Annotated in this window: 21 protein-coding genes; 1 reads left to right on the forward strand and 20 read right to left on the reverse strand. The window is 52.5% G+C overall.

What is annotated here, in order from left to right; genetic code table 11:
* Nucleotides 1-87: 87 nt before the first annotated feature.
* From E2980_RS11105 to E2980_RS11155, 11 genes are all read right to left on the reverse strand, one after another.
* A complete protein-coding gene (locus E2980_RS11105; protein WP_135152252.1) occupies nucleotides 88-1,185 on the reverse strand; it encodes a mandelate racemase/muconate lactonizing enzyme family protein in 1,098 nt (365 codons plus the stop codon).
* A gap of 18 nt (nucleotides 1,186-1,203) precedes the next feature.
* Nucleotides 1,204-1,971 carry an SDR family NAD(P)-dependent oxidoreductase gene (locus E2980_RS11110; RefSeq protein WP_135152253.1) on the reverse strand — a complete coding sequence of 256 codons (768 nt, stop codon included), beginning with the start codon at nucleotides 1,969-1,971 and terminating at the stop codon, nucleotides 1,204-1,206.
* Between the two features lie 98 nt (nucleotides 1,972-2,069).
* Complete coding sequence (locus E2980_RS11115; RefSeq protein ID WP_240702988.1) at nucleotides 2,070-2,723, reverse strand: GntR family transcriptional regulator; 654 nt, start codon at nucleotides 2,721-2,723, stop codon at nucleotides 2,070-2,072.
* 138 nt (nucleotides 2,724-2,861) lie between these two features.
* Nucleotides 2,862-3,731, reverse strand: a complete 870-nt coding sequence (locus E2980_RS11120) for a sugar phosphate isomerase/epimerase family protein (RefSeq protein ID WP_135152254.1) — start codon at nucleotides 3,729-3,731, stop codon at nucleotides 2,862-2,864.
* Nucleotides 3,728-4,726 (reverse strand): Gfo/Idh/MocA family protein, encoded by a 999-nt coding sequence (locus E2980_RS11125; RefSeq protein WP_135152255.1) that lies wholly within the window; start codon nucleotides 4,724-4,726, stop codon nucleotides 3,728-3,730. The genes E2980_RS11120 and E2980_RS11125 overlap by 4 nt, the downstream gene beginning before the upstream one ends.
* Before the next feature lie 542 nt (nucleotides 4,727-5,268).
* Nucleotides 5,269-7,092: a hypothetical protein gene (locus E2980_RS11130; protein ID WP_420808645.1), complete on the reverse strand. Its 1,824-nt coding sequence runs from the start codon at nucleotides 7,090-7,092 to the stop codon at nucleotides 5,269-5,271.
* Nucleotides 7,093-7,096: 4 nt separating this feature from the next.
* Nucleotides 7,097-8,695, reverse strand: a complete 1,599-nt coding sequence (locus E2980_RS11135; protein WP_135152257.1) for a response regulator transcription factor — start codon at nucleotides 8,693-8,695, stop codon at nucleotides 7,097-7,099.
* Nucleotides 8,688-10,502: a sensor histidine kinase gene (locus E2980_RS11140; protein WP_135152331.1), complete on the reverse strand. Its 1,815-nt coding sequence runs from the start codon at nucleotides 10,500-10,502 to the stop codon at nucleotides 8,688-8,690. The genes E2980_RS11135 and E2980_RS11140 overlap by 8 nt, the downstream gene beginning before the upstream one ends.
* A gap of 76 nt (nucleotides 10,503-10,578) precedes the next feature.
* Complete coding sequence (locus tag E2980_RS11145; RefSeq protein ID WP_135152258.1) at nucleotides 10,579-12,000, reverse strand: extracellular solute-binding protein; 1,422 nt, start codon at nucleotides 11,998-12,000, stop codon at nucleotides 10,579-10,581.
* Nucleotides 12,001-12,145: 145 nt separating this feature from the next.
* Complete coding sequence (locus E2980_RS11150; RefSeq protein ID WP_135152259.1) at nucleotides 12,146-12,988, reverse strand: carbohydrate ABC transporter permease; 843 nt, start codon at nucleotides 12,986-12,988, stop codon at nucleotides 12,146-12,148.
* Between the two features lie 18 nt (nucleotides 12,989-13,006).
* Complete coding sequence (locus tag E2980_RS11155; RefSeq protein WP_135152260.1) at nucleotides 13,007-13,942, reverse strand: carbohydrate ABC transporter permease; 936 nt, start codon at nucleotides 13,940-13,942, stop codon at nucleotides 13,007-13,009.
* Between the two features lie 192 nt (nucleotides 13,943-14,134).
* Here E2980_RS11155 and E2980_RS11160 point away from each other — a divergent pair, with 192 nt between their 5' ends.
* Nucleotides 14,135-14,770: a rhomboid family intramembrane serine protease gene (locus E2980_RS11160; protein WP_135152332.1), complete on the forward strand. Its 636-nt coding sequence runs from the start codon at nucleotides 14,135-14,137 to the stop codon at nucleotides 14,768-14,770.
* A 541-nt stretch (nucleotides 14,771-15,311) separates the two neighbouring features.
* On the opposite strand, the gene E2980_RS11165 is transcribed toward E2980_RS11160, so the two are convergent.
* The 9 genes from E2980_RS11165 to E2980_RS11205 form a co-directional block, all read right to left on the reverse strand.
* Nucleotides 15,312-15,839: an RNA polymerase sigma factor gene (locus tag E2980_RS11165; RefSeq protein ID WP_167747076.1), complete on the reverse strand. Its 528-nt coding sequence runs from the start codon at nucleotides 15,837-15,839 to the stop codon at nucleotides 15,312-15,314.
* Entirely contained in the window at nucleotides 15,814-16,773 is a 960-nt protein-coding gene (locus tag E2980_RS11170; protein WP_135152262.1) for an ABC transporter ATP-binding protein, read from the reverse strand. Before E2980_RS11170 ends, E2980_RS11165 begins: the two co-directional genes overlap by 26 nt.
* A gap of 28 nt (nucleotides 16,774-16,801) precedes the next feature.
* Nucleotides 16,802-19,591 (reverse strand): ABC transporter permease, encoded by a 2,790-nt coding sequence (locus E2980_RS11175; RefSeq protein ID WP_135152263.1) that lies wholly within the window; start codon nucleotides 19,589-19,591, stop codon nucleotides 16,802-16,804.
* Nucleotides 19,591-20,643 carry an efflux RND transporter periplasmic adaptor subunit gene (locus E2980_RS11180; RefSeq protein WP_167747077.1) on the reverse strand — a complete coding sequence of 351 codons (1,053 nt, stop codon included), beginning with the start codon at nucleotides 20,641-20,643 and terminating at the stop codon, nucleotides 19,591-19,593. The genes E2980_RS11175 and E2980_RS11180 overlap by 1 nt, the downstream gene beginning before the upstream one ends.
* Entirely contained in the window at nucleotides 20,603-21,295 is a 693-nt protein-coding gene (locus tag E2980_RS11185) for an ABC transporter ATP-binding protein (RefSeq protein ID WP_135152265.1), read from the reverse strand. Before E2980_RS11185 ends, E2980_RS11180 begins: the two co-directional genes overlap by 41 nt.
* Nucleotides 21,295-22,758 (reverse strand): extracellular solute-binding protein, encoded by a 1,464-nt coding sequence (locus E2980_RS11190; protein WP_167747078.1) that lies wholly within the window; start codon nucleotides 22,756-22,758, stop codon nucleotides 21,295-21,297. The genes E2980_RS11185 and E2980_RS11190 overlap by 1 nt, the downstream gene beginning before the upstream one ends.
* Nucleotides 22,759-23,329: 571 nt before the next feature.
* The gene (locus E2980_RS11195) at nucleotides 23,330-24,631 is read right to left on the reverse strand and encodes a sensor histidine kinase (RefSeq protein WP_135152267.1); all 1,302 of its coding nucleotides are present in this window, start codon (nucleotides 24,629-24,631) and stop codon (nucleotides 23,330-23,332) included.
* Complete coding sequence (locus tag E2980_RS11200; protein ID WP_135152268.1) at nucleotides 24,631-25,308, reverse strand: response regulator transcription factor; 678 nt, start codon at nucleotides 25,306-25,308, stop codon at nucleotides 24,631-24,633. Before E2980_RS11200 ends, E2980_RS11195 begins: the two co-directional genes overlap by 1 nt.
* 354 nt (nucleotides 25,309-25,662) lie before the next feature.
* Nucleotides 25,663-26,430 (reverse strand): pirin family protein, encoded by a 768-nt coding sequence (locus E2980_RS11205; RefSeq protein ID WP_135152269.1) that lies wholly within the window; start codon nucleotides 26,428-26,430, stop codon nucleotides 25,663-25,665.
* Nucleotides 26,431-26,856: the final 426 nt, after the last annotated feature.

A 26,856-nucleotide genomic window follows, 5' to 3' on the forward strand; every position in this document is an offset into this window, starting at 1 on the left:
TTGTTAGCGCTTTCTAATACGAAATGTTACCCGATTTCCGGATTCCCCGTAAGGTACATTTTTGGTTTTTAACGTACGATTTTCCTTCTATTTGACCCGGTATTCGTCAAAATAACGCGGAATGATCGTTGTCGAAGCCCCTGGTTGCTGGGGAAGAGCGTAGAATCCGTCTTTCACGGTTGCCGGTTCTTCGAAAATGTGGCGAATCCACGGAATGTACTCGAGCATGATCGCGTTCGGAGTGGCGGCAACGAGATGCTGATGAATCTGTCCCATATCGCCGACGTGCGGACATACGGGCAGATCGTATGCCGCGGCGAGCCCGGCAACTTGCAGCCATTCCGTAATGCCGGCTACCCTGGTTACGTCCACTTGAACGTATTCGACGGCACCCTTCTCGATATAATCTCGGAAAGCGTATTTATTATAGACGTGCTCGCCCAGCGCTATAGGCACGTTTAATTCGTCGGCCAGTTTACGATGATTGCCGACGTCGTCCGGGTTAAGCGGTTCCTCGAGCCAGATCAGATCGAACTGCTCCAGCTTCTTGCCCCAGGTCATCGCCGTCGTGATATTCCATTGCTGGTTCACGTCGATCATCAATCCGATGTCGTCGCCGATCGCCTTGCGTACGGCTTGAACCCGATCGAAGTCTTCGCGCGGATCCGGCTTGCCGACCTTCATTTTCACCGCGGAGAAGCCTTGCTCTAGAATGGCGCCCATGTCCTCGATCAATCTCTCCTTGCTCCAGTTCAGCCAACCGCCGTTCGTGTTGTAAGCCTTGATCTTATCCGGCTTATGCCCGCCAAGGTATTGCCATAACGGCTTGTTCGCCGATTTGGACATGATGTCCCATAAGGCGATATCGACGGCGGCCAGCGCCATATGGGTAATCCCCGCTCTCCCGATCCAGTGCATCGGTCCGAAGCGAAGCTCATCCCAAATCTGCTTGACCATGAAAGGATCCTTGCCGATCAGCGCCGGCGCGTAATACAGATCGATCGTCTGAGCGATCATCTCGTCTCCATTCGCGCAGGTTCCGGTATAACCGTAACCGGTGATGCCTTCGTCCGTGCGAATGCGAATCCCCGTTACTCCCCAATGGGTCGCGATGTTAATGGCGTCCGTGATCGGCGGAGTGATAGGGACGTGCAGGATAAAGCTTTCCGCGCTTATGATTTTCATTATGATTTCCTCCCTTGTTTAGTAGCCTAAGGATGCTCCTCCATCTACCGGCAGAGCGACTCCCGTCATGAATCTCGATTGCTCGCTCGCCAGGAACAACGCCGCGTCCGCGATTTCGCTTGCATGCGCGGGTCTTCCCAACGCGTGCATGTCGTTCAGCGTTTGGCGCGTTGCCTGAGGATCGTTCTGTTCCTTGATCCATTGCTCCAGAAGCGGGGTCATCACGCCTGCTGGGCAAATGCAATTGACCCGTACGCCGTCTTCCGCGTAATCAAGCGCAAGCGCTTTCGTCATCGCGATGATGGCGCCTTTGCTTGCCGCATACGCCGAATTCTGCTTCTGTCCGACCAACCCGTTCAAAGAAGCCATATTGACGATAATCCCTTTCGTCAGGCGCAACGAGGCAATCGTATGCTTAGTCATTAAGTAGACGCTCTTCAAGTTAACGTCCATGAGCTTTGTCCACTCGTACTCTTCAACTTCTTCCAACGCTTTCGGCAAGATCTTCGCCGCGTTATTGAATAGGACATCGATCTTTCCGGACCGCTCAAGTATCGCCTCAACCAGCTTGCGAACGTCTTGTTCGGATGAAACGTCCGCGGTTATCGCATAAGCCGCGGCTGGACCGTGTGCTTGTTTGATTTCTTCAGCCACCCGATTAGCTGCCCGATCATCGATATCGACTACGATAACGGTTGCGCCTTCCGCCGCAAATCGTTTGGCGGTCACTTCCCCGATACCGGAACCGCTTCCCGTGATGAAGCAGACTTTACCCGAAAGAACCATGGCCTTTTCACCCCTCCTTTCTGAATGATAAGCTTTTTAAATTATAAATCGTGTATGATTTAAATAATATCATACACGATTTATAACGTACATAAGAATTATTCGAAGTTATCCCTGAGTCGTTGATGCGAATTGTTCAGGTGCGACCTCATCGCTTGCACGGCTTTCTCGGTATCCTCTTCAAGGAGCGCTTGAACGATTTTCTCGTGTTCGGACTTCTCCGCGCTAAGATCGATTCGAAATTGATGCAGGCTTAAATACCGATAAATGCGCTCGATAAGCGACACTACGGTTAATCTTAGATTTTCATTCTTGGCGTATTTCAGAATCGTGCCATGCAAATCCTCGTTCATTCTCGAGACGGCGCCTTCTTTGCCTACCTCATTATCAGCGCTTTTGCCGGCAGAAAGCTCTTGCGAGATCTGAAGCAGAATCTCCTTCGGTATGCGCGAAGCTGCCTTGCGGACGGACAACTCCTCCAACGACTGACGGATTTCGAAGATTTCGTCGATATCCCTCAGATTCATCTCGGCGACGAACATCCCCTTGAACGGAACGATAGTGACCAATCCTTCCGATGCAAGCCGGAAAAGGGATTCCCGGATCGGAATGTTGCTGACGCCAAGATCTCTCGCCAATTTGTCGATGTTGATCTTGTCTCCGGCGGGCATGGCATGCGTAAGAATTTGATTCTTAATCAGCAGATACAACTGGTCGGTAAGGACGTATCGGCTTAAAGTCTTCTTGGTCAATGTGCTCCACCTTCAGTTTCTAGCGTATTATTTGTCCATCCTATCATAAAAAACAGCAAAAGGAATAGCCGCCGTTATCCAACTGTTTCACGGTGGCTATTCCCGATTTTTCCGCGATTGCGGAAGGAGATCTATCGGTTATTTAAAGAATTTCGCTAGATGAGCCGCAGCTTTCTCCACGCCCTGCCGCTCCGCTTCCAGCGAACCCCAGTATCGATGATCCTCAAGCTCGATACTGATCGCTCCGCGATAACCGAGCCTCTCCAGACGAACGGCGACTTTCCCCCAGTCCACTTCTCCGTGCCCGGGAATCGTATACCGCCAAGAGCCTTCGGAGAAACCGTATTTCGCCCCGAACGTCGCCGTAAGCGTTCCGCACTCGTACAGTTCGTCGGTCAAGATCTCCGTGTCTTTGCCGTGGCAGTGGTTGATTCTGTCGCCGAACTCGGACAACGCCCGGAGGTGATCAATGCCGAGCCGTACCAGGTGGGACGGATCGTAATTCAGGCCGAAATGCTTCGACGGAATCGCTTCGAACATAGCCCGCAGCATCTCCGGCGTACACCCCAGAGTCGGATAATACGGCGCCGGCCCCGGCCAGCCTTCGATGGCAATGTATACTCCGGTTCTCTCCGCATGCTTGACGATCTCCGGAAACGTCTCCTTCCATATCGCATAACCCTCGGCGCGCGGAAGCGTCAAGTCTTCGGGAACGAGACACATGAAAAGTACTCGTCCGCCCAAGGCGGCAATCTCGTTCATCTGCTTCTTCAGAGCTTCGGAAGCGTTCGCCCGGCTTTCTTCGTTCCGGCTAAGCAATTGGCTTACGCGCTGGGCATCCACCGAACCGATCCCGATACCGGCTTGATCGCATGCTGCTTTTACTTCTACTGTAAGCGAGGGAACATCCAGAACGTCCAAACCCGTCTTCGCCGCCCATTCGGCAACCTTCCGGATCCCTTGCTCCCCGATCTTAGGAGGAATTCTCATGCCTATGTTGAAATTCACGCGTTAACGCCTCCCGCTTCGCTCGCAATCTTGTTAGGAGAATATCCTGCAGCTTGGTAGACCATCTCCGAGAACTTAACGACCTTGTATGCGAATTGTCCGCTAACCGCTACCTCTTGCCGACCTAGAATGGCGTCAACGAAGCTCTTATCCTGATTGGTCGTCTGCGGCGGGAGCTCAGGCACGACAGGCTCCTCCTTGAGGCGGCGCAGCGTGATCTTCCCGTTATCGTAGAAAATTCCGCCTTCTTCTCCGCAGAAAACATAGGTTTCGTGCCAGCATGGCGCGTAACCGACGAGGTTCAAGCCTGCTACCGCCCCTTCGGCGAAACGAATCGAAGTAAAGGTATCGATCTCTACGGGAGACCCGTGCTGATGCAGCTGCGGCTTGACTTCGATCGGAGTAAGTCCGGTCGTCCACAATAAGACGTCGATAATATGGCTGCCGGAATCCATGAGGAATCCGCCTCCCGACAAGGAAGGGTCCTGTCGCCAAGAGCCCGGAGTTCCTTGCCTCCACTCCTGGTAGAGCGAGGCGGTAATAGAGGTCAACTTACCGATCTCGCCTCTTGCGATCGCGTCCTTAATATATAGAAATTCGGGTTGGAAATGACGCTGGTACGAAACTTGCAGGATTTTCCCCGAGCGCTTCGCCGTCTCGATTAATGATTTCGCTTCCACGGAGGAGCAAGTCATCGGCTTCTCGATCAAGACATGCAAGCCCCGGTTCAGAACATCGGTCGCTTGCTTATAGTGCAGCGTGTGCGGAGAACAGATGACGACGGCATCCAAATCGACGACTTGATCAAGCATTTCCGCATAATCGGAAAATTCCCGTACGTCTTGCAAGTTGAATTTGCCCGTGAAAGTTTCCCTACTCTTCTCGCTAGTGTCTGCGATTGCGATAATGTCTACCTCCGGCAGCTCCAGCAGCTGACGGCCGTGCCACTGCGCAATGCCTCCCGTGCCGATCATGCCGATGCGTAACCTGCTCATTTGAATTTCCCTCCCGCGTTATGAATATCGGTCTAAGACAAGATCAGGGTATCAAATCTGGAAACGGCTGTATATCAAGAATTGCGACAAGTCTATATAACATCGCGCTATGTAACGCAGCGAATAGCCCCCGTTTATATGCGTGATAAACGGAGGCTATCCTTGACTTCGGCTATTCATTTATGGACTTCCCTATCCTCTCAATCCGACAAGCGTGCTGCATGTCTTCGAAATCGTATTCCCTGAGTTCCCGCATGCCCGCGAATCATGAAACCATTCGGTTCTAGCATGCTTCGCTTGCCTTCTCCAATGGACTATCCCCTTTCGTCATGGAATTATTTTAATCGACTCCAGTCGGTTAGCTAAGCTAAGGTGAACCTGTCCGACGGCGGAGGACTTCCGGTTCACTTTCGAATTCGCCTGAAGCCGAGTAAAACCGTTCAATCAGGTACTGCTTTGCAATTCAATTCGGTTAACGATGGGCTTTCTTACTTCTTATTAACCCTTCTTTAATAGTATTAAACAGTTATTCTAATATAATTTTAGAATTCGAATAGAAGCTCAATCCGGTTGTAAAGTTCCGGACTCCTCCATATGAAATCAATCGCGTACCAAGCCTTTTCCAGACCGAAATGATCACGGTAAGACCGTTGCTCGATCGAAGCATCAAGCCGCGAGTCATCATAACGAAGCAACGCGGCAGGCTCGCTGTCGTCTCCCTCGCGATAAAGGCGAACTACTCCGTTACCCGCCAGTACGGGTGGATGAAGCGTCACGATCCTCTCTACAATGTCGCGCGATTGCCCCGAAAAAACGAATTCATCCGTTAGCGTAAGTGTCGGCACATCGTCCGTCTTGCTCCACCTAAGCTCGCGAACAAGCGATTTCAGCCCGGACATGGGGTAAGCGCGCGACATCTCCAGCCGCAGCAAATCTTCCCGTTCTCCGGTCATCGCCTCCAACACGGTCGCAAAGCTGTCCGCTCCCGCTGCCTGCATGCAACCGTCCACGATCGGAACGGAATGCCCTTGCGACCCGTTGCAATCGTAGTCGTAGCGCCCTTCGCCGAAATAAGCCGCCGTATACTCGCCGCTGCCGAGGTCCGCGGCGACGGTCGTTCCGTCCGCGATCAGCATGAATTGGCCGATATCGTTATGATTATGCGGTTCGTCGTTATTCCCGCCTTTGGCAGCGAAGCCGAATCGCCTTCCCGAAGCCGTGACGTGCCTGGAGACGAGCCACTCAGCGTCGGGCAAATAGCGCGATGCCGAGCCCCACTCCGCTCCCGCTTTCGTAGGATCGAACCAAATCAAATCACGAAAGGCCGGAGCCCAGCCGCTGCAGTGATCATCCGCGAATCCCGCCGCATATCTCAAGGCGGGCACCTCCATCTCCGAATACTCCCCGGCCAAGTAGTGCGTAAGGCCACCATGGAATGGTATGCGCGGCAACGAATCCGAAAAGCAGGCAACAGCGTCGCCGTGCAAGTAAGCGGCTTGCTGGAACATCGCGATGCTTCGCACCTTCGGCTTCCGGAGTAAATCCAACTCCCCCCGGGTCAGCTTCTTCAGCAGATCGGCGAAGTAAACGTAATAGCCGAAGCCGTAATTCCAGTAGCCCAGTCCTTCCGGACAAGCTCCGTCCTCCCCGAACCCTTCCAAGTAATATTCCAAGCTCGTCAGCGCTTTGCCCAGCACTTCGGACAATACGTCCGTATCGCTGACCCTTAGCAAAGCCGCGGAACCGATAGATCCCGCGCATACGGCTGACCAATTGTGCCGCGCCGTCTCCCAGTTGTGAGGCCCATGCTGCAGGAAAGGCAAGATTAGCCGCTTCGAAACGGCGTTGTCGATTTCCTCCACGAGCGAAGAGGGAAGCCTATCGCCGAGAACGCAAGCGATCTCGCTTAATGCGAAGCCCGTCTCCGCGGAGAACAAGTCGATCGTCTTTCCGATATCCCTGCCTTTTACATGCGCGGGCAAGCACCAGGTCGGCTCGTCGAGCATGACCCTTATCGTCTCATGAAGATTGTTGCGATTAATCTCTTCTTCCGGCTCAAGCAAGGACAAGAGCATGAACGTATTCAATCTCCTCCGCCGCTCAAAATAAGCCCTCTCGTACTCTAAACGGGAGCCCGTTCGTGCATAAATCGAGAATAATTCATCCGTTAGCTCAGGGGGTAGTTCGTTGAGCAACCTAGCTCCTTCGGCTCGAATTTCATCGACGATCCAACCGTATTCCGGAGCATTCGCAACTCGCTGCCAATAAGCGTCCGAAATCTCTCCTCGACCATAATAAAGACTGTCCGTCGCGGGAGCGATCCGTTCCACGGCCGCTCTGACATTATGCTTATCCAATAGCCTCACCGCCTTATCCCCGATATTCCATAGGCGTCACGCCCGAGTGCGCCTTGAACGTCTTGATGAAATAGCTTTGGTTGTCGTAGCCGAGCTGCTCGCATATTTCCCCTACCGTATTGGAGGTCCGGTCAAGCATCTCCCTGGCCCTCTCCATCTTCATCCGGGTCACGTATTCGATGAACGTCTCTCCCGTCTCCTTCTTGAACATTCTGCTGAAATAACTGGCGTTTAAGTGAAGAATCTCCGCCACCTCGTCCAAGCTGATCCTGCGATTCAAATGGAGAGAAACGTATTTGCAAGCTTCTTTGATCTCCGGTCGCTTGCTGACGGATAACGCTCCTTCTCCTTCCGCCGCGGACATGAGCTGCCCGTGTAACCAATCCCGAAGCTCGCCTATCGAATCGATCTCCGAGATTTCCTTATGCAGAGTATCCGCGGAGTACCCTGATCGGACATACTGCAGCGTGCGCAGCTTAAGCTTGAGATCAAGCAGCAGCTTAAGCACCCAGTCCTTAACCGCGGCGGGCGGATATCGCTCTCCCGCGATCCGCTCGATCCAGGAATCGGCCAACTTGCGCGCGTCGGCGGGTCGTTTGCCGACCATCGTTTCCCGCAGCTCCGAGCTGGCCGTATCGTAATGGATAAACAAATCCTCTTCCGCGATGGGCTCCGTTCGGCTTTTGACTACCGAACCCGGGTCGAGGTAGAACCGTTGGTCCTCATCGGTTAACATCATTTGAAGGCTGCGCTTGAGGGATTCCGGGGAACCGCATTCCGTTCCCAGAAGGTATGTCGTCCGAATCTTCAGCACCTTGCTCAGCGCGGATTGAATGGTTCGGATATGGCCGGAGGCCATATCGTAAATATTCGTCTTCAGGCTCTTTTTATAAGAGAACAGCAGCAATTGCTTCCGTTCGCTATAGGCAATGTGCAGCATGCGAGCGTCAACCCCGCCAAGGATTTCGTTCATGACGTTCGCAATGGCGAATCTTAAAGTCTGCTCCGAAGCGAATCGGTGTTTAACCTGTTGGTAATCGTCCACATACCCGATCACCGGCAAGCACGCTTCATCCTCGACGAAGAGCCCGAAGCCGTTTGCCTCCCGCATCCACTTGTCCGCGGTCAGCAAGGGCTGATGAATGAAATTCTTGAACGCTTGCTCCTTGCGCAATTCCTGCGAATCGTTCACCAATGCATGAAGCCTCAGGTTCTCTCCGTTGATGTGCCGCTCTTCGTCCAACCCTAGCTTAAACCGATCCAGCATACGGGCGAGATCTTCCGGCTGCAACGATTCTTTAAGTAAATATTCCTGCACGTTCAGCCTCATCGCTTGTTGCGCATATGCGAAATCATTATGGCAAGACAAAATAATGATGCGGGTTTCCGGCTTCCTCTCCTTGATCTTCTCGCAAAGCTCAAGCCCGTTCATCCTCGGCATTCCGATATCGGTGATGAGAATGTCGGGCATGACGTTCTGGGCATGCTCCCAAGCCATGGCCCCGTTCTCGAACGTGCCGAGCAGCCGAAGCCCTTTTCCTTCCCAATCTATCGTCTCCGACAGCAGCTCAAGCACGGGATAATCGTCGTCCACCAACATGACGTTATACATCGCCATCAGCCCTCTCGTAAGCTATGATTATCCGGATCAGCGTCCCCTTGCCCGGATCGCTCTCCACTTCCATCTTGAACCGTTCCCCTTGAAGCAGATGCATCCTCTCGGCCACGTTAACCAAGCCCATGCCGGAGAATGCCCCCGCGGCGCCGCCCCCCGCTTCGGTTCCAGCCTGGGAAGAGCCGCCGGCTGCGACTAGCTTTTGATTAAGCGCCGCCACGGCCGGTTCATCCATACCGATTCCGTCATCCTCTACCGTCAAGGTCAGCACTCTTTCCCTCATAACGGCATGGATCCGAATAAGTCCGGCTCTCTGGCTGAAGCCGTGAATAAGCGCGTTCTCCACGACCGGCTGCAGGAAGAAACGCGGCACCCGGACGAGCATCGCCTCCGAAGCGATATCCAAAGATAAGCGAACCTCTTCCTTCTGCCTCAGGTTCATCAATTCCACGTAATGCGTAAGCAGCTCCAGTTCTTCGTGCAGGCAGATCTCGTCCTCTTCGCCGTTGATCGTCATCCGAAGCAGCGTCGAAAGAGAGCCGATCATCTTCGCGCTTTCCGGATCCCCTCGCCGCATCACTTTCATTCGAATCGAATTCAGGACGTTAAACAGAAAGTGCGGATGGATCTGGGCCTGAAGCATTTTCAGCTCAGCCTTGCGCTTACGCGCCTGAGTGTCCGAAACTTCCGCGATCATCTCCTGTATCCGGTCTAACATCAGGTCGAAAAGAAAGCCTAAACGGCCGATCTCATCCTTCCCGCGAATGCCCGACCTCACGCTCAGATTCCCCCGTTGCACGGAAGAGGTCGTTCTCCCCAGCAACACGATCGGTTTCGTGAAAGCGCGAAGCAACGCGAGCAATAATAGCAAGAAGATGACGAGTGACGTGAACTGCACGACGAATACCCGGTTGAAAATAGAGCTGATATCGACGATCGCTTCGCTGTATCGTTGCTTGGACACCAACCTCCATTCATTGAACGAGAATGGCTTTTCGGTAATCAGATATTTCTTGTTCCCCACAGTGGCTATCGAGGTATGTAAACCGCCCGTCGTCGTACCCGCATCCGTGAACGTTTGCCCGATCTTCGCCGCGTCCCCGCTGGAGAGTATCCGATTATTAGCATCGAGAAGCATCACTTCTTGTTCGGATGGCAGAGACTTGAATAATTGATTCACCCTTTTCTCCATTACGGTAACGACGATATAGCCGTAGATCCTCGAATCATCGCGCCGGAGCGTGCGGGCCAAGGAAATCTGATAAGGGCTTTCCTCCAACATATAAGCAAACACGGTTGGATTCGTCCCGATCCAGTAGGAGCTAAGCCACTTTAAGTCGCCCAGTTCCTTAAACCAAGGTTCTTCAAGCAAAGACAACGGATTATAGTCGCTTGTGGAATAATTCGTGAACGTCGTCCCGTCCGTAAGCAAAACGGTCACGTAGCTCTTCTCGCTGACGGTCAAGCTGTCCAACTGCTGGATGATTCGATTTTTATCGGTAAACTTCCGGTAGGCGTTGTCGTTTTCCGTATTGCCCGAAACCACGAGCTTAAAATAAGCGTTCATATCCGGGTTCATCTGAATATAGTTAGCGATGTTAATCATGCTTTGAAGTAAATTCGTGACGGAGCCGTCCACTAACAGCAAGGAATCCTGCGCGTTGGAAATGGCCTGACGCTGTACGGCGTCTTGCGTAAGGGAGGTGTAGATAAACTGCGTTAACGCTGCCGGGATAAGAATGCAAGCGATTGCAGCGATCATCAGCTTATGTCGCATGGATTGCAACCCGAACCATTTCTTCATCCGCAGCAATGGCAGTCCCCCTAGCAATGACAAAGGGAGACAGCGATAAGCTGTCCCCGCAATGCCAGTATAACATTTATTTTTTATTCGCTTCGATGATTTGTTGCGTCCGGTCTTGGCTGTTCTTAACCATCGCGTCAACGTCCTGTTGGCCGAGGATCAGCTTCTCGTATTCTTCGTTGATAGCCTTGTAGACCTCGCCTTGGTAAGAAGCGCCCGGAAGCATCTCGGAGGCTTTGGACATCAGCAACGTTTTGATCAGGGAATCCTTGTCGACGAGCTCAGGATTCATCGTTCCGGCAAGAATCGTATCGATAATCGGATTCAATTGATCGTTGGTGACCTTGCTCCAAGACGGAACGTTCTTGCCCTGGATCAATTGACCTTCGGTCGTATACCAGCGGACGAATTTGTAGGCTTCTTCCTTCTGCTTGGAGATGGAGGATACCGCCGTGTAATCCGTCGTCACCGGCGCGTAACCGATCGTATCTTCCTTGTTATTCTTAGGGAACGGAGCAACGGCTACATGGAACGTAAGCGGCAGCTTATCGGTTCCGCCGATTTCCGTGTTCATCCAGCTTCCGATCGTCAGCATGCTCGCGGACTGGTTGAAGAACTGGTTACGGTACGCAAGCTTTTGCGAGATGATGTCGGAGTAAGGGACGGAAGACTTGTCTTCCTTCTCCATCTTGACTCTCAGCTCCAACGTTTTCTTGAAGTTCGGATCGCTTAAGTTAGAGGAGCCGTCCGCCTTCAGGAAGTCGGAGTTGGTCGGTTGGTTCAACATTCCCAGCTTCAGAAACTCCATCCAGCCTCCGCCTTGCGGTCCGTGGAAGTAAGTGCCGTAACGCTTCGAAGTTCCCTCGCCCTTCGTTAACTGCTTAGCATATTCCGCGTATTCATCCCATGTCCAATCGGTAGGAACGGCAAGTCCCGCTTCGTCCAGATGGTCTTTGTTCAGCAGAACGTACCATGGGTTGAACTTTCCTGGGAGCGCATACACTTTGCCGTTCAAAGTCGTGTCTACCTTGTACTCGTCGACAACCTTGTAGCCCCCGTCCTTGGCAATGTAATCGTCTAACGGTTCGGTCATACCGAGCGATACGCGTTGCGCATATCCGGCAGGGTCGCTGAACATCAAGATGTCGATATCTTCCTTGGAGGCGAAAGCAAGATCCAGCTTCTTCATCGCTTCCTGCGTATCGCCCTTATCGCTGAGCACTAACGCCTCGACCGTAACGCCTGGGTTTGCTTCTTCGTAGGCTTTCAGCGTCTGGGACCAGTTATAGGTCGCTTCCGGTCCGAACGTGTACAACCGGAGATGAACGTCCTTCGCCGGCGCTGCCGACTCCGCTGGAGCGCTCGAGCTTGCGTTAGGACTAGGACTCGGGCTTGAGCTTGCGGCGGCATTCTCGCCGTTGTTATTTCCTCCGCATCCTGCAAGCAAACCGACCAGCATGATTCCGGCCGCCATTCCGTGCAACCACTTTTTTCTCATCGCCTGACACCCTCCCATGGGATACTCGTTCTGGTATTGACAATCCACATTATAAAGGCGACTCTTGGACACTCCATGAAACTATATTTACTTTTAGTGAAATATTTTTACTATTTTGTTCTAATATTGAATATAGAGCTAGACGCTACCCTTTTACTCCGCCAAGCGCGATCCCTTCGATGACGCTCTTCTGGCCTATGATGAATACGACGAGCAGCGGCACGATCGCCGATACCGCAGCAGCCATGATTAACGAGTAGAACTCGCCGCTCATGGAAGTGAACTTCTGCATCGCGAGCGGAATCGTATACAGCTTATCCGTACGCAAGAAGATGAGAGGATTCTGGTAATCGTTCCATGTCCAGATGAAACGAAGAATCGCATAAGTGGCAATGGCCGGCTTCACCAGAGGCATCGCGATGGACCAGAACGTGCGGAGATGTCCGGCTCCGTCGATCTTGGCCGATTCGATGTATTCCTGATGGATTCCCATGAAAAACTGCCGAAGCATGAACGTTCCCAGAACGCTGAAGCTTCCGATAATGATAAGCCCGAAATGGCTGTCGAACAAGCCGATATTGCGGTACAGGATGAACTGAGGAACGAGTATCGCCTGGTTCGGTACCATATAAGTGGCAAGGACGATAACGAATAGAAACTTGCTGGCTTTAAAGCGAACCTTGGAGAACCCGTAAGCGGCCAAACTGGCCGTCGCGCAGGAGATCAAGGTCGTAATGATGCCGATCTTGATCGAATTCAAGTAATAGACGTAAAAAGGATAATCGCCGAACCACACTTCCTTATAGTTGGTAATCGCGTTCCATTGCTTCGGGATCCACTGGATGGGATAGACGAATACGTCTTTCTCTATCTTGAAGGAAGTCGCGAGCATCCACAAGAACGGCAGCAGGAACAGAATGCTTATGACGAATAGGACGGCCGTTACGACCATTTTTCGCCAGTCCGGCCGGGGCAATTGTTCAGGCATGTTGTTCTCTCCTCCCGGTCAATAATTGACCCATCTTTTCTGCGCGATCCATTGCCCTGCCGTTATTAGAAGAACGAACAGGAACAGAACGACGGATACGGATGACGCATAGCCGATTTTCAAGTTGTTGAAGGCTTGATCGTATAGATACCAGACCATCAGACTCGTAGAGCCGATCGGCCCTCCCTGGGTCATGACCGCGATAATGTCGAACACCTTGAACGAAGAGATAATGCCGGTTACGAGCAAGAAAAAGGACGTAGGCGATAGCAGCGGAAAAGTAATACGCGCGAACTTCACCCAAGCGTTAGCCCCGTCGATATCCGCCGCCTCATACAAGTCGCGCGGTATAGATTGAAGGCCGGCGATGTAAATAATCAGATTGAAGCCGATCGACACCCATACCGTAATCATCATGATGGAAGAAAGCGCGAATTTCGGATCGGCGATCCACTTGGGCGGATTGTCTATACCGATCGCCTTGAGCATCTCGTTTATTGGACCATACGAAGGCTGGAACAGCACCTGCCACACGATAGCGACCGCTACGATGCTCGAAATATAGGGCATGAAGTAAGCGACTTTGAAAAAGCCTTTCCAATAAACGTACCGGTCGATCAGAATCGCCAGCACCATCGAAACGATCATATAAACGGGGACGGCCAGAAGGAAAATCAAGTTATTCCGTATCGATCTGATAAACGCGGGATCATCCAGCAGCTTGCCGAAATTATCGAAGCCGATCCAATGGATCCCGTCCCAACCCTGCACGAAGTTCCAGTCCGCGAAGCTGAGCGCGAGCGCGGCCATGATCGGCAGCAGCACGAGTATCGTGACTCCGATCAGCATCGGGCTTACGAACAGAAAGCCGGCCAGCGTCTCGTTGTTCCTCAATGAAGATCGCTTGCCTTGTTTAGGTTCGGCGATAAACGGGGTTCCGGCGGATTCTTCCATATGTAACACCTCTATCTAATAGGAAATCATTTGCTGTTCTCATTATAAAAAAAAATACCGTTTGGATTTGACGGTATTTTGATCACTTTCGCTATTAATTTTACTTTCTGCGCTCTATTTCTCTATTCCTCTCCATGCTCAAGCCGGAAACTCTATCGACCCGTTCGCGTATTTAGTATTGGAGGGATGACCATGATATTTCTGCGCAACGAGAATTTCCGGAGTTACGTTCGCTTATATCCGATAACGGCAATGATTCTCGCGGTGAATTTGATCGTCTTTATCTTCGACGCGCTCCTGCTCGATAAGCAACTAACGGAACGGGGCATGTTCTATCAAGAACCGGAACTGGACCGTTACGGGCTGAGCGAGCCTTGGAGATACGTTACCTCCATGGTATTGCACGCAGGCTGGGAGCATTTGTTGTTTAATTGCTTCTCCATCCTGGTTTTTGCTCCTCCGTTGGAGAAGTTGCTGGGGCGAATACGCTACTTGACGTTATACTTGGCGGCGGGATTGGCGGGAAACGTCTTGAGCGCCGTCGTGCATGCGGGGATCGAATACGGTTCCGTAGGAGCGTCCGGTGCTATTTATGGCGTTTTCGGAGCGTTCTTGTTTCTGGCCGTATTCCGCAAATTCTCCATAGACGAAGCCACCCGCAAAACAATTTATATGACTTTGATTTTCGGATTGATATACTCCGTGTTATCCCCGAACATCAATATTTGGGCGCATATCGGCGGAGGGATTGCCGGTCTGGCGATGATGGGCATTATCGTTGCGGGAAAAAGAGGATCGAAGAGCCGTGCGCAAGGCGGTTACCGGTAATTCCGGATGGCAGACGAGGTTCATGCCGTTAAAAAGACCCTTCCGTTAGGACTTCACGTCCTTAACGGAAAGGTCTTTTTGCACTAGGAGCTTGCGCGCCGAGTAGTTCGAGTTAGTTGAATTAATCACCTGCCGTAAGCCCCACGGGTGCGCCTTAGTTCGAGTTAGTCTAATTAATCACCTGCCGTAAGCCCCACGGGTGCGCCTTAGTTCGAGTTAGTCGAATTAATCACCTGCCGTAAGCCCCACCGGTGCGCCTTAGTTCGAGTTAGTCGAATTAATCACCTGCCGTAAGCCCCACCGGTGCGCCTTAGTTCGAGTTAGTCGAATTAATCACCTGCCGTAAGCCCCACCGGTGCGCCTTAGTTTGAGTTAGTCAAATTAATCACCTGCCGTAAGCCCCACCGGTGCGCCTTAGTTTGAGTTAGTCGAATTAATCACCTGCCGTAAGCCCCACGGGTGCGCCGTTGTTTGATTTAGTCGAAGTTCGCTAACTCTGCCCATCCTGCCTACGAAACCGCAAGTTAGCAAACTTTCTTTGCTAACTCCGTCGGTTACCCCCTCCAATTTCCAATCCGGATTGAGCGGAGGATACGAGCCACTTGGATAATTGCATTTTTCCGCGTCGGATGAAGGATTTGACAGTGTTTTCCGAGCACATGAGCAGACGGGCGATTTCGCCATAGCTGGCTTGCTTGAAGATGCGCAAGTACAACGCGGTGCGCATCTGAGTCGTAAACCGTAATAGCAGAAGCAGCACCTGCCGCTCGAATTCCCTGTCGAGAACGGCTTGCTCCGGGGTCGTATGGTTCGACGCCGCTTGATAATCAAGCGGAAGCCAGGAAATCCGCCGTTTGCGGCGCCATTGATCGACGAAGAGACGATATCCGGTTAACGACAGCCACTCCTTCGGGTGTTCGGGCACTCTATCCTGTTGGCATAACTTCAAGAAAATCTCCTGAACCAAATCCTTCGCTTCCTCTTGGTTGCGCGTCAGCTTGTACATGAAACTGCTCAAATGGACGGAATGTTGAACGTAGAGCTCATCCAGATTCGTCGTTGGTTCCATTTGCCGGATCACCTCCATTCAGAGAAGGTAAACCGGCAGTATCGCGGACCGGCTCTACGGCAACATCCGGCGGACCGATAATGACTCGTTTCCCGTCGAACTCAAGAACGGCCTTGCCGTCGACGTTCATCGCATCCAAGTACACCTTCGGGATTTGCAATCGGCCGACTCGGTCGAGGACGACGAACTCCTCGTGTTTCGCGCCGAACGCAGAGCCCGGAACTTCATCCGAGTTGGCGATTAGCGCCGCATCCGCCTCCCGTTTCACCCACTCCGTACTGGTTAACCCGTCCCGTATGGCGACGACGCGGTCGACTTTGTCCGCGACGGAGAGATCATGGGTAACGATGACGATCGTCACTCCCATATCCCGGTTGAGGCGCCGGAAAATATCGAGAATCTGCTCCCCCGTGGCGCTATCCACGGAGCCCGTCGGCTCGTCGGCGAGAACGAGCTGCGGCCGGTTAGAGAGCGCGATCGCGATCGCGACTCTCTGCTGCTCGCCTCCGCTCAGCTGCGTGAGGCGGCTGCCCATTCGATGCTCGAGACCGACCGCGGTAAGCAGTTGCTTGGCGTACGCCCGGTCCGCTTTGCCTTGAATGAGCATCGGCAGCTCGACGTTCTGCAGGGCGGTAAGATACGGCACTAGGTTTCGCGCGTTATTCTGCCAAATAAAACCGACGATTTTGCGCTTGTATTCGATGAGCTGCTCTTTGGTCATTTTCAGCAAATCCCACTTGCCGACGACCGCTTGACCGGCAGAAGGTCTGTCCAGTCCGCCGAGAATGTTGAGCAAGGTCGATTTTCCGCTGCCGCTGTTGCCGATAATGGCCATCATCTCGCCTTGCCCGATCGTCATGTTCAAGCCCTGCAAGGCAACGACCTCGATGTCGTCGGTTTTGAATATTTTCACCAGGCCTTCGCAATGGATCATCGCCGGGCCTCCTTCGTTTATTTCTCTCTTATCGTTCTTCGCCCAGCTTCACGGCTTGGGTAATACGCAGGCGTCTAAGCTGCAGAATGAGCAAGCACGCTCCGGCGGTTAACATGACTCCGGTGGCCATGTACAGCTTCAACATATCTTCCGCTTCGAACACGATCCGGAACGGAGGCACCTGACGCGTTCCTTCCACGCTTCCTCCTTGAAGGAAGGGCAAGAACAACCGGCTGGCGATCGAGCCTAGCCCGAGCCCCGCCGCGACCGACAACCCCGTCGTTAACAGCTGTTCTAGCAGCAGCATGCCGGTCAATTGCCCCCGCGACAGCCCCATTGCCCTCAAGATGCCGAGCTGGACGACCCTCCGGGAAAGGGTGAAAAACCAGAAGATCAAATAGCCGAGCTGCGAAACGAGCAAGGAAATAAGAAATCCGAGGCTCAGTATCCCGAACACTCCGCCTTGGGCCGGGTGATTTCTTCGTTGCGACAGTTCCGCGCGAGCATCGTCCACTTGGGTAATGGCAATCCCGCTGTCCGCCAATTTATCCAACACAGGATCTAACTTCGCGCCATCTTTCATTTTCAGCCATACGTCGTACGGTATCTTCTCGATCTGTTGATAGAGATAGTCCAAATTCGCTATGAAAAATGGGGACTCATCAGGATAGAGGCTTGGCCAGTAAGGCACGATGGCGACGACGACCAATTCCACCGGTTCGTTGTCGTAACCGATCGAGAGCCGTATCGGATCGCCTTCCTTCAAACCGTATCGTTCGGCGAAGCTATCCGAGATCAATACCGCTTGCTCGGTCGTTCCAAGCGCATCGAGATAATGGTAAGGATGAATCGGAAATAAATCCTCGCGGAACCATGCCGTCTTCGCGAAGTCGACGTTGTCGATGCCGATGAGCTGCCCGGAGCCGGCCGACTTGCCGCTGATCTCCGCTTTGACCGACGACTTCATGACGCGAGCGACCGCTTCTACGCCTTCCAGCATGGAGTAAGCCCCGAACGAAGGCTCGTTATAATAGGTTTTGTTCTGGTCTTCCTCGTCTTGAACGCCTTCCCAAGCCGCCTTCAGGACAATGTCGCTTCCGTATTGATAGTTCGTGCGATCCGAAGCGTTAACGTCCATCGTACGTGCGGCGGAGGAATTGTACACGCCGAGCCCGATCGTGAGCACCAATAAAATCATGATCGGATAGAACGTGAACGCCGATCGGGACAACTGCGTCATCGTAAGATACATCGTGACCGGCATGCGATTTTTCATGAGCGCGTTCCAGCATCGGAGCAATAACGGGAATACCCTCAGGCATAACAGCCCCGCCGCGAAAATGAACAAAGCCGGAACGACGAAGATAACCGGCTGAATTTGGGCGACTCCTTCGCTTTGATCAACCGAAGGAATTTGACCGATGTTCAGCAAATACCAACCGGCCCCCGCAGCCCCAAACAGCGCGACATCCAGGTAAAGTCTTTGCCAGAGCGGCTTGCGGTCGTGGTGAGCCCGCTGCTGCGTATGTTCGACGATCGATGCGCCGGCATAACCGCGTATGGGCGCCGTTGTCGCGACGACGGCGAGAACGGTCGCGCCAATGCCGAACAGCCATGATTGTTCGTTAAACCCGACCGGAATCGATTTGCGGCCCACGAAGGAGAGAAAACCGCTGGAAGATCCGATCGTTTTTGCCATGAGCCACGCTATACCCAGACCGATCAGCAGCGCTACAACCCCTAGAATTCCCGCTTCGATCACATAGAGCAAGGTAATCTGCTTCGGGCTTGCTCCTCTGCTATGCAGCACGGAAATTTCGCCCCGCTGCCTCGCGAGGGATTGTTGGGCGTTAAGCGTAATGAAATATAACACCATGGCCAGTACCGGCGCTGCAAGCGCGAATAACATCGCTTGAAGCAGCAGGCTCTGCCGATTGAATTCGTAGAGCATATCTATGAAGGATAAATTCACCTTCGTGTTTTCCAGCTTCTGGTGCAGGTTGATCTCCAGCCGCCCCAGTTCGCCGATGATCGACGATAAATCGCTAATGCGAATGTCCTTTAGATCGAACGCGTAAAACCACCCTGCGGAATCCAGTACGAGCTTATTGTCTTTAAGAATCGTATCCACCATCGTTGCGCGGTTAACAAGCAACGTTTCGTCGAGCTTTTCTTTTCCGTCTATCGCCAAGCTCAAATCCGATTCGTCCTTCAACTTGTAAGCGCCGGTAATGCGCACGGTCAGACGCTTCGTTTTCCCGTCCGCGTTCTTCGAATCGTAGTAGAAGGAATCGCCGACCTTCCAACCGTTACGGCTTAGCGTCTCGCTCGGCACGAGGGCTTCGGCGGCTCCGTCCTGCATGCCGTCCCGGGGCATCTTCCCTTCCGTCAAATCGATAAAGTCGGTCGATCCGCTCTGAGCCGCGAGCTCCATGCGAACCAATCGGCTGGAGCCGCCGGCTTTCGCGTCGGCTGAACGTACGGTAGACATCGGCAGGCTCATACGGCTGGAAAAGCCCTCCGCAGGGAATCCGATACGGCCGGGAAGCTCCTCGCGAATCCAGCGATCGGCTTCCGCAAGGCCTTCCAAATCCGTATCGTCCCCTCCGCCCGATTGAAATTTCATATAAAGAGATGCCGCGGGAAGACCTTTCGTCTCCTCTTGAAGCGACTTGGCCACCAGCCGCTTTAGCGTACCGTCGGCATACATCGGAATGCTCATCGCGAACGCCGCGGCTACCGTGAGCCCGAGCAGCGTGCTAAGCGTAAACCAACGGTTTTGCCACATTTTCATAAGGAGGTAGACGATGATCCGCATTATTTCCCCACGACCTTCTGGCCTTCCTTGAGCCCTTTGATGATTTCGACGTCCGTCGCCGTTTGCACGCCTACTTCAACGTCTACCTCGCCTTTGCTGCCGTCGGCGTTCGAAACGAGAACGTAGTTTCGGCCATTCTGCTTCCGCAGCGCCGCGACGGGAATAGAAAGCACGTTCTCCCGCTTCTCGACGATGACGGATGCAGACAAGGGGGTGCCGTGCTGTACTTTGGCAGGGAGTTTCTTCACGTCGATCAGCGCGTACGTATCGAGCGAATCTTCCTCGTTCTCCGATGTCGTAACCGGAAGTCTTCTTACCGCCCCCACTTGATCGCCGGCCGTATTAATGCTAATCAGGGCCTCCATGCCCGGTACGATATTCTCGAGGTCGCTCGAACCGAACTGGACGGCGACGACGAGCGAGTTCATATCGGCGATCTGCCCGATTTTGTCATAGGCTTTCGTAAGGTTGCCTACCTCCGCCGTGAAGCTGACTATAGTTCCTCCGTAAGGAGCAAGAAGCTTTGATTCGTCTACCCGGCTTCGCAACTCCGCGAGTTCTTCCTTCAACAGCTTATAGTCGAGCTGCTGCTTGCGGAGCTGAACCTCGGCTGCTTCGGATCCGTCGCGCATCGCGCTTTTCAAGTCGAGCTCGGCTTTCTCCATGTCAATTTCCTTGCGAAGAATTTGATTCTCGGTATCGCCCGTATCCAGTTCCGCCAGTACTTGGCCTTTCTCTACCTTGTCGCCGGCTTTCACGTGAACGTCCGTAATTCGGCGATTATCCTCCGTAAAGAAGAGATTTTCCTCCTTCTCCGACATCAGCTTCCCGGAGCCGTTCACTTTGGTTTCCAGCGTCCCGCGCTTAACCGGATATTCCGGCTTCTGCGAAATTTTCGGAGCCCGGATCATAGGCGGCTTCTCCAGCTCTTCTTCCTGCGGCAATAGAGAGCAGCCAGCCAATAGCGACAGGCACGCGGCCGCGACAAGCAACTGTGCGATTCCCTTCCCTTTATTCCGGAACGATCCGGCCATCGACCATCTGATAAACAACGTCTGCCGCCCCCCATAAAGTAGAATCATGCGTGGTCATGCAGATCGCGATCCGTTCCGCTTCCACGACTTCCCTGAATACAGCGATAATGCGAGCCGCCATGAGAGAATCCAGCTCGGCTGTAGGCTCGTCCGCGAGCAGCAAGAGCGGCCGGTGGGCGATCGCCTTGGCAATTGCCACCCGCTGTTGCTCACCTCCCGAAAGCTCGGATGGACGATGAAACGCGCGCTTCGTCAGCCCGACTAGATCGAGGCAACGGGCGACCCGCTCCTTCCATTCCGTCCGGGGTACACCAGCCATGCGCAAGCTCAGCTCGACGTTCTCCCTAGCCGTTAATAGCGGGAGAAGAGCAAACGCTTGAAAAATAAACCCGATCTCCTTCCTTCTCACGACGGTCAGACGTTTGTCGCTCCACTGATGAAGGGGACGGCTTCGGAACAACACTTCGCCTTCCGATGGGCGGTCAAGCCCGCCCATCAAATTAAGCAGAGTCGTCTTCCCAGAACCCGAACGTCCGCGGAGCATCGTCAGCCGGCCGGCCGCCACCGACATTTCGATTCCTTTAAGCACGTCGACCTGACGAGTGCCGGACAAGAAGCTTTTGCGGATGCCTCGAACCTCGAGAAGCGGCCCCTCCTTCGCGCTCGTCATTATTGCTGCCCTTCCGACGTATTCGCTTCCGTCAGCAAAAGCTGGCCTTTCGACTGGATTTGCTTGAGAGCTTCGTCAAGCGATACTTTCTCTTCCACGACCTGCTTGATTTGTTCGGCCGCAAGCTGGGAGAAGGAATCCGCAAAGCCTGCCGGCAACGTCTGCAATAAGGTTTGCGAGTTGATTTTCAGCGCGTAGAAAGCGTCGATGTTCTTCCCGTCCGCTTCATTCTTGAATGCGGTTCTAGCAGATAGGGAAAAGGAAGACTTCGAATTCGTCTTAGCCAACTGCTCTCCGTTCGCATACTTCAGAAACTCCCAAGCGGCGGATACGTTCTCCGACGAGGCGTTGATCGAGAACACGTTGTCCAAGCTCATGTTGCCAGTGACGTCGGGCTGGGATGGGTCCACTGGGACGGTCACGATATCCCATTCGAATTTCTTGAACGGACTCTTTGCAGGACTCGCTATGCCATTGGTGCTTTTCACTGCGCCTGCCGCTCCTATTCTCGATTCCCTGCCCATCATGTTCATGACCATCGGCCCATCGATCGCCATGGCCGCCTGACCGGACATAAATTTCATCGAATCGGGACCGAACGAGATCGCTGCACCGCCGCCTACTCTTGTAATCATGCCTCCCATTCCTCCGCCGCCGCTATCCGAAGGCATCGATACGCTGCCCGACTTGTATCCGTCGATAACCGATTGGAAGATCGCCTTCCACTCCGGCGAATCGATCGATAACGTCCCCGCGTCCGTATCCGCGTACGACAGACCTTTCGCCTCGCCGATCGTACGTACGAGATCGAACGGATTTTTCCACTGGGATGGTTGGAACAGCCCGTTCAATGAATCGTCTCCGTCTTTTTTCACCGGGAATCTCGCCGCCAGCTGCATGACTTCTTCCCAGCTCATTCCGTCCGTAGGGTAAGGAATGCCATGTTGATCAAACATATCTTTGTTGTAATAGAGCGCCTGGCTGGAGAAACTCGGACTTAAACCGTACAGCTTGCCTGCCCCGCGGCCCTTCAACAATTCAATGACGGAAGGGTGAAAGCTGTCGAGATCGAATTCGTCCTGCTTGACTACGGCATCCAGATCGTACAGCATGCCTTTGCCGGCCAACGCTTCGTATTGGTCTTCCGTCAAATACACGGCATCCGGCTGTTGCTCGTTCATGATTTTCTCCATCTCGGCCACCGGGTCTTCCGCTTGGAACACCGACTCCGTCGAGACGACTTCAAGCTCAAGATTGGGGAACATCGCCTGAAAAGCATTGCCGTATTGCATGTAAAAGGCTTGTTCGTTAAAGTAAGCGACCTTCAACGTCCCCTTGTCATCCCTGTTCAAGCTGTCTATTGCCGATTTCTCTTTGCCTCCCGACGACGTGCAGGCCGACAACGCGAATACCAATGCGAGAGCTCCAATCCACAATCCTGATTTCTTCTTCCAACGATTCATCTTTTCGATCACCCTTTTATCCATATTTCGTTCATTGCCAAGTATGGTGGCGAATCCTTAGAAATCGGTTAGAGAAGATGAAAGGAAGCTTAAATGACGCTGAAAAGAACATAAAATGCGGCTCTTTGCAGGTAATTTCTCGAAATTGACTAACACACGCTCAACATGGCACTCTGTAGGCAGTTGCTAAAAAAATCGACTAACTCACGCTCAACGTGGCTCTCTTCAGGCAGTTGCTTGAAAAATTGAAAGCAAAAAGGACTTTCCTCAAGTCTGAGAAGACCTTCGGAAAGTCCCTGAATATACGAAGCTTTTTCAACTTTCGCCGAAATAAGCGTTCCTGGCGCGAGTATTGGTTAGTCGGTGCCACTTTCAGCGAAATAAGCGTTCCTGGCGCGGGTATTTGGTTGGTCGGAGGCTCTTTCGCCGAAATAAGCGTTCCTGGCGCGGGTATTTGGTTGGTTGGAGGCACTTTCGCCGAAATAAGCGTTCCTGGCGCGGGTATTTGGTTGGTTGGAGGCACTTTCGCCGAAATAAGCGTTCCTGGCGCGGGTAGATGGTGCCTGCTGAACTATAAAGGAAAGGAAATCAACACTTGCGTGCCCATCGATAGCTTGCTCTCGACTCGGATCTTGCCTCCATGGCGCTCCACGATCCACTTGGCGATCGCCAGTCCGAGACCGGTGCCGCCATCTTGGCGGGAACGGGCTTTGTCGCCGCGATAGAAACGGTCGAAGACATGCGGTAAATTTTCCGGCGCGATGCCGATTCCGGTGTCCTCCACCTCGAGATGGACGGAGTGGGCAAGCTTACGGCACGTAACCCGAACGACTCCGCCTTCCTGCGTATATTTAATGGCATTGTCCAGCACGGTCACCAGCAGTTGATGGAGACGCTCTTCGTCCGCGTTCATCGAGACTGCAGGGTCGACCTCGGCATGCAGGATGACATCCTTGACTTCCGCCAGCATCTGCATTTTATTCACGCTCTCTTGGACGATCCGGTCGAATTGCACCGGTTTTAGCTCAAGCTCTAGCTGGTTGGAGTCCGACCGCGCCAGCGTAAGCAAACCGCCAACCAGCTTGCTCATCCGCCTGGCTTCCTGCAGAACGGTGGAAATATGCTTGCTGTCCTGCTCGACCGTGTGGTCGGGATGCCGCAGCAGGAGTTCGGTATGCGCTTGAATGACGGATAACGGCGTACGCAGCTCATGCGAGGCGTCGGATACGAACTGTTGCTGCTTCTCCAGGGAAACCCGGATCGGGATCAACGCCCGATTCGCTAAGTAATATCCGGCCGCGACGGCAACGAGTAAACCGACGAAACCGCCGTACAGCAGAATGTTCTGCAGCCGGTTCAACATGCCGATTTCGGCGGAAACATTGCTGAGCAGCTGCTGCGTAGTGATCTCGTACGTCGTTCCGTCCGAACCGATCGCCGCCATGAGGTCGGAACTGTCTATGTTCAGCACCCGATAATATTGATCGCCTACCTTTACGGTCTCCGGATCTTTCCCGAATCGGCTAGGTTCAAGTTGCTTATAGTGGCTTTCGCTAAATTCCGTGCTTCCCGGCATCGGCACCGGCTGATCATCCTTCGTCCAGTAAAGCTGGACAATCGGCCGATCCATCTGTCCGAGCCTGAACACGAGCGCTTTCTGCATGGGAACGGACAGCGTCGAACGACCGCTCATGCTCGTGACCGCGGGAACGGATATGGACGTTTTGTCTCTCAGACCGATGATCGAACGGTCGACCTGGGCGAACAACATTTGTTTCATGATCAAAAAGACCGATAGATTTAACGCGATTAATATCACGAAAAGAACGGCCGCGTTGCGGATCGTCAGTTGGGTATGAATTCGGTTGAACATCAGCTTATCTCCTTCAGCATATAGCCGACTCCTCGAACGGTATGGATGTAACGGTCGCACCCGAAAGGAGCGAGCTTCTTGCGCAAGTAATGCACATAGACGTCGACCACGCCGAGCCCCGCTTCGGAATCGATCCCCCACACCCGGTCTAGCAGTTGCTCTTTGGTCAGGATCTGTTCCCGGTTAAGCAGCAAGAATTCCATCAACTCAAATTCTTTCATCGTGAGCTTCAGCACTTCGCCGTTCGCATAGCCCTCCATGAGATGGCACTTCACGGAGAGTTGTCCGTAATTGAGCTCCCCGTCAGGCGCGCCCTTGGACAGACGACGCAACAATACTCTAATTCGCGCTAACAGCTCAGGTATCGCGAATGGCTTAACCAGATAATCGTCGGCACCGGAATCGAGCCCCTTGACCCGATCCTCCACGCTGTCGCGCGCCGTGAGTAACAGGATCGGTATCGCGATCCCTTTCGACCTCAGATCAGAGAGAACGAACAACCCGTTCATGCCGGGGAGCATGATGTCCAGAACAATCAAATCATGGACGCATTGCTGCGCCAAATACAATCCATCCAACCCATTATCCGCTTCGTCTACCTGATACGCTTCTTCCTTGAGTAACGTTACCACGGCATCGAGCAACGGTCGGTCGTCCTCCACCACAAGTATTCTCAATGGGTTTGCCCCTTTGTCTCAGGCTGATATATGTATACTGCATACCCATTGTAAATCACGAACCTTAACGAATGATTAGAAGCGAAAAAATAAAAAACGCCCCGCATTTACGGGACGATCTAATGATATTTAACTATGGATGTCCCTTGCACCGTAACCGATTTTCTTAAGCAAATCAATTAATACCCGTTTTCCTCATCCGTTACAAAAGAAAGATTGTTGGAGATCGTGGTTGCATGTCTAGGAAAAATATCGTCAAAATAGGCCTGCCCTTCTTCGGTTCAATATGACTCGAAAAAGTCTTAAATCCAGCTCCCGACGACTATTTTCGCATATTCCCATCCGCCAGCCTCCTTATCTGCGTTTCTGATACAAAGGATAGTCGACCTTTTCTGGAATATCGATTAGAATAATTCTCAATTTTTCTCCGTTTGCTTGAAAGATGATTTCATCCTCATCTTCGGCATGAAACACCAGAAAATCCTTATGTTCAAAAGAAATAGCTTTCTTTCCAAGGGAAGAAAAGGTTCCTCCTCCTCTTATCGCCAATCCCGCAAGAAAGCGATTCGGCAATAAACGATAGGTGTATGATGCTCCGTTGTCAACATTCACATCAACCATTTCTGCATCCGTTACCAAGCGAATAGGCGAATCATCACCCACAATCGTCTTAATCTCGACCCCGTTATGCTTAGCAACCGGAAATTGTTCATGCTTAAATAAAGAATAGGTAGGCACTCGTTTCACGGCATCATTCAAGTAGGGTTCGAACCAAATTTGAAACCCTTCAAAGCCCGCCTCCACGCTTTCGGAATGCGAAACTCCCGAACCCGTCTGCATAAGCTGAATATCTCCCGCTCTCAGGATGCTTTCGGTGCCAAGTGTATCTATGTGGGTGCCTTGGCCCGCTATTCCGTAAGTCATGATCTCGAATCCTTGATGCGGATGCAAACCAAGGCCCGAATTCGTCTCCGCTTGAGCCCATGCCCAATAAAATAGCGGGCCTAGTCTCGTGACGGCCGATCCTTCCCCCGAGAACCCTATCGGCTTCTGCTCCTGGATCTTGCCCCCATCGAATTCGCCTTTTCCTTGATTCTGGGGATGAATGATTTCTACGTTCATAAAAAGCCCTCCTCCATTTTCCTTAACGAGCCGTTTGGCCGCCTCCGGCGTCAACGTTAAGTTCTTTAGCTAGGTTCTCATCCGCAGGCATCGTAGAGGATACAAGAACTATTTTAATTTATCCTGTAATTATTTTTCTTATTATTAAGATAAATTTATCCTATCATTAGGGTAAATTCTTGTCAATATTATTTTCTATATTTTTTGCTTGGATAATTTGCAGTTTCGAAGTATTGCTCAAAAGAAGAACGCGGTGGCAGTCGCTCCGCGTTAATGTTGTGGTTGCTTATTCGACTGGGTAGAGGACACGGGCATCCCCATATTTGTACAAATCAATAAAACGGAATCAAATATTCGTGTATTTTTATTCACTTTACCAAAAACTGTCGAATAGGATCGAATTTTGTGCTAGTTTAACTTACATAG

It is taken from the genome of Cohnella luojiensis (genome assembly GCF_004564235.1).
GTDB lineage: Bacteria > Bacillota > Bacilli > Paenibacillales > Paenibacillaceae > Cohnella > Cohnella luojiensis.